Raw genomic sequence first — 4,185 nt, 5'->3', positions numbered from 1 at the left:
CCAGGGCACCACCAGATCCGCACCCACCTCGGTGGCGGTCTCGATCGCCTGCTCGTCGCGCCCGCCCTTGGCCAGCGCCTGCACCAGCACCAGTTTCAGCCCCGCGTCGGGCTCCTGGATCCGCTGCACGACCTGCACGCCCAGGCGCTCCCGCCGTCCACCGTCGGCGGCCGCGTCGGTCACCTCGCACACCAGGCGCAGCCCCCGTCCGTCCACCAGGTCGACCCGCTCTCCCGGATGCAGGCGCCGCACGGAGACCGCGTGATGCGCCTCCGGACCGGTCAGTGTGAGTCGGGCCCCGGGCGTGGCGGTGGTGGCCGCCCCGGTGGGTTCGAGCGTTTCGGGTGTGATGAGGAAGACGGGTGCAGTCACACTTCCAGGGTACGGTTCCGGACGGGTCAGTGCCGCAGTGCTAGCGTCACGGAACATGACCGATCCGTCGTCCCTCCCGTCCCCCCAACCGTCCACCGCACCGCCTGCCGCCGGCTCCGAACCCGCCACGCAGCCGTCCAGCGCCCCCACGGCCACCACCGTGGAGGACTTCCGCCGCAACCTGGCCGCCGTGCGCGCCCGCATCGACGCCGCCGCCCGTGCCGCCGGCCGGAACCCCGCCGAGATTCGGCTGCTGCCGGTGTCCAAGACGGTGCCGGAGGAGCGCCTGCGGGCCGCCTGGGCCGCCGGCATCACTCAAATGGGTGAGAACAAGGTGCAGGAGGCCAAGCGGAAGGCGGCGAACCTGGCCGACCTGGGCATCCACTGGGCGCTGATCGGCCACCTGCAGACCAACAAGGCCAAGGACGTGGCGGCCTTCGCCGACGAGTTCCAGGCCCTGGACTCCCTGCGCGTGGCCGAGGCCCTGGATCGGCGGCTGCAGGCGGCCGGGCGCGGCCTGGACGTGTACGTGCAGGTCAACTCCTCCGGAGAGGCCTCCAAGTTCGGCCTGGAGCCGGACGCTGTCGCCGACTTCCTGGCGGCCCTGCCGGCCTACTCGGCGCTGCGGGTGCGCGGCCTGATGACGCTGGCCGCCCACACCGACGACGCCGACCGCATCCGCGAGTGCTTCCGCATCATGCGCACCCTGCGCGACGCCGGGCTGCAGGCGGGCACGGTCGGCGATGGGCAACTGTCCATGGGCATGAGCGGTGACTTCGAGCTGGCCATTGCGGGCGGTTCCACGTGTGTGCGCGTCGGGCAGGCGATCTTCGGTGCGCGCCCCACCCCGGATTCGCTGTACTGGCCCGCCAACGGCGCCGAGTAGCCCGATGCGGGCGGCCCGGGAGGCGCCGCCCGCATCGCGTCCGTGTCGGCAGACCCGTCAGCGGCCGGACAGCTTCTCCTTCAGCTTGCCCATCATGGACTCGTCCTTGGGGGCGGCGTAGCCGTCCTCACCGCGCAGGGAGGCCAGCTCCGTCAGCAGCTCGCGCTGCCGGTCGTTCAGGCGGGTGGGGGTCTCCACCACGATCTGCACGCGCAGGTCGCCGCGGCCGGGGCGGCGCAGCCGCCCCACGCCGAGGCCGGACAGGACGATCTCGTCCCCGCCCTGGGTGCCGGCGCGCACGGAGACATTGCGCTCGCCGTCGAAGGTCTCCAGCGGGAAGGAGGCGCCGAGGGCGGCGGCGGTCATGGGCACGCGCAGCTCGGTGTACAGGTCGTCGCCCTCGCGGGTGAAGGCCTCATGCTCCCTCTCGTGGATCTCCACGTACAGGTCGCCGTTGGGGCCGCCGGCGGGCCCGGCCTCGCCGCGCCCGCCCATGCGGATGCGGGTACCGGTTGACACCCCGGCGGGAATATTGATGTCGATCGGGGTGCGCACGTGCTTGCGGCCCTCGCCGTCGCAGTCCTTGCAGGGGGAGGCGATGACGGTGCCGTACCCCTGGCAGCGCGGGCAGGGCATGGAGGTGACCACGTTGCCGAGCAGTGAGCGCTGCATGCGCTGGACCGAGCCCTGGCCGTTGCACTCGGCACAGGTGACCGGCGAGGTGCCGGGGGCGCAGCAGGACCCGTTGCACGTGTCGCACACGACGTAGGTGTCCATGGTGACGGTCTTGGTGGTGCCGAAGACGACGTCGGCCAGGTCCACGTCCACGGCCAGTAGCGAATCCTGGCCCCGGCGGGTGCGGGACGCCGGGCCGCGGGAGGCTGCGCCGCCGAAGAATGCCTGCTGGAACAAGTCGGAGAAGCTGCCGAAGTCACCGGTGAAGCCGCCGCCGAAGCCGTTGTTGCCGTGCAGGGCGTCCTCACCGCCCAGGTCGTACATCTTCCGCTTCTCGGAGTCGGACAGGACCTCGTAGGCGGCGGAGACCTTCTTGAACTCGTCCTCGTGCCCCGGGCCGGCGACGTCGGGGTGCAGCTGGCGGGCCTTCTTGCGGTAGGCCTTCTTGATCTCCTCGGCCGTGGCCTGGCGGGTGACACCGAGGACGTCGTAGTAGTCGCTCACGCTTGCTGGTGTTCCTTCGTGGTGGGGTGGTGTCGGATTCTCGGTGGGCGGGTCAGCCCGGCATGCTGCCCTCCGTCCCGGTCAGGAACCGGGACAGATAGCGGGCGACCGCGCGCACGGCCGCCATGGTGGCCGGATAGTCCATGCGGGTGGGGCCGATTACGCCCAGGTGGGCGACGGCGTCCCCGGGGCCGTAGGCGGCGGAGACGACCGAGGCCTCCGCCAGGGCGTCCTCGTGGGTCTCCGAGCCGATGCGCACGGTGGTTCCGGTGTCGTCGGCGTCGTCGCGGTGGGCGGCGTCCTCGGAGGTGAACAGGCGCAGCAGCACCACTTGTTCCTCAACCGCGTCCAGGAGCGTGCCGATGGCGGTGAAGTCCAGGGAGCGGGCGAGGTTGGCGGTGCCGGCGACGACGATGCGTTCCTCGGCGTCGGGCCGCAGAGCGGCGATCAGCTCGTCGGTGACGGCGGCCAGCACGGCGCGCTCGTCGGCGGGCGCCTGCTCGGCCAGGGCGGCGAGCACCGGGACCACCTCGACGGCGCGGCGGCCGACCAGGGCGGTGTTCAGCCGCAGGCGCAGCCGCTCCAGGACGGCCGGGTCCACCAGCCCGTCGGGGCCGCGCCCGGACAGGCCGACGGTGCGCTGCTCGACGCGGCCGGTGTCGGTGATGATGACCATGAGCAGGCGGGTGGGGCCGAGGGCCACCAGTTCGAGGTGACGCAGGGTGGTGCGGCGCAGACTCGGGTACTCGACGACCGCCAGCTGGCCGGTCAGTTGGGCGAGCGCGCGCACGGTGCGGGCGACCACCTGCTCCAGGTCGACGGCGCCGGACAGCAGGGCGTTGATGGCGGCCCGCTCGGGGGCGGAGAGGGGCTTGATGCGGGCCACCTCATCGACGAAGCGGCGGTAGCCCTTCTCGGTGGGGACGCGACCGGCACTGGTGTGCGGCTGGTGGATGTAACCCTCGTCCTCCAGGGTGGCCATGTCGTTGCGGATGGTGGCTGGGGAGACGCCCAGCCGGTAGCGCTCCACCAGGGCGCGTGAGCCGACCGGCTCGCGGGTGCGCACGTAGTCGGTGACGATGGCGGACAGCACCTTCAGACGGCGATCGTCCGACATGGGGCCCTCCCTTCTCGTCTGCGATGCGCGCGCGGGGCGACGCGACGCCCGGCCGCCGGTTCAGGCGTCACCGGACCGGCCGACGCCGTTAGCACTCCCGGGACGCGAGTGCCATCCTACGCCGCGCCGCGGCCGGCAATCAGGGCCGACGGCGTGACCTTCCCCTACCGTGCCCAGAGTGAACACGCCACCCTCCCGCCGTTCCGGCTCCCAGTCCACTTCCAACGCCCGCGGCGTCGTGCCCGGGGCGACGGCGGCACGCCGTCGGGCCCTGCGGGAACAGGCCGCCCGCCAGCAGGCCGCCGCACGTCGCAGCGGCGCCCCGGAGGGTGCGGCCCGAGCGGCCGCGGCTTCCGGGCGTTCCGCGGCGGGGCGTGGGGGCCGGAAGGCCGCCACTCCCCCGCCCGCGCGCCCTTCGGCCGACAACCGTTACGGCGGGGATGTGCTGGCGGTGGACCCCCACCGAGTGGGCCCGACGGCAGTGCGCCCGGAGTCGGTGCACGTGGCCCTCACGCGCGGCATGGTGCTCGAGGACCGCCAGACCGGCTTCGTGGGGGCGGCGGTGGCCGTGGAGAAGTCCGGCGGCAAGCACCTGGTGGTGCTGGAGGATCGGCGGGGCGTGCAGCGCGCC

5 protein-coding genes are annotated in these 4,185 nt (G+C 73.1%); 2 read left to right on the top strand and 3 right to left on the bottom strand.

From position 1 onward, the window contains the following. On the bottom strand, nucleotides 1–372 hold a 372-nt coding region (locus tag BN1056_RS10510), incomplete at its 3' end, for an RsmE family RNA methyltransferase (RefSeq protein WP_210581010.1). A gap of 55 nt (nucleotides 373–427) precedes the next feature. Between BN1056_RS10510 and BN1056_RS10505 the strand changes: the two genes are divergently transcribed. Beyond that, nucleotides 428–1,258: a YggS family pyridoxal phosphate-dependent enzyme gene (locus tag BN1056_RS10505; RefSeq protein WP_210581008.1), complete on the top strand. Its 831-nt coding sequence runs from the start codon at nucleotides 428–430 to the stop codon at nucleotides 1,256–1,258. 57 nt (nucleotides 1,259–1,315) lie between these two features. On the opposite strand, the gene dnaJ is transcribed toward BN1056_RS10505, so the two are convergent. Both dnaJ and hrcA read right to left on the bottom strand, forming a co-directional pair. Next, nucleotides 1,316–2,437 (bottom strand): molecular chaperone DnaJ, encoded by a 1,122-nt coding sequence (gene dnaJ / locus BN1056_RS10500; protein ID WP_108967470.1) that lies wholly within the window; start codon nucleotides 2,435–2,437, stop codon nucleotides 1,316–1,318. A 52-nt stretch (nucleotides 2,438–2,489) separates the two neighbouring features. Further along, nucleotides 2,490–3,554 (bottom strand): heat-inducible transcriptional repressor HrcA, encoded by a 1,065-nt coding sequence (gene hrcA, locus BN1056_RS10495; RefSeq protein WP_210581006.1) that lies wholly within the window; start codon nucleotides 3,552–3,554, stop codon nucleotides 2,490–2,492. Nucleotides 3,555–3,723: 169 nt separating this feature from the next. On the opposite strand from hrcA, the gene BN1056_RS10490 reads away from it, so the two are divergent. Then, nucleotides 3,724–4,185 (top strand): DUF3097 family protein (locus tag BN1056_RS10490; RefSeq protein WP_425306121.1); only part of this gene is annotated, 462 nt, incomplete at its 3' end.

The organism is Actinomyces succiniciruminis, assembly GCF_900002405.1.
Lineage (GTDB): Bacteria > Actinomycetota > Actinomycetes > Actinomycetales > Actinomycetaceae > Actinomyces > Actinomyces succiniciruminis.
Note: the sequence above shows the minus strand (reverse complement) of the source record. Positions and strands in the feature narration are given on the sequence as shown.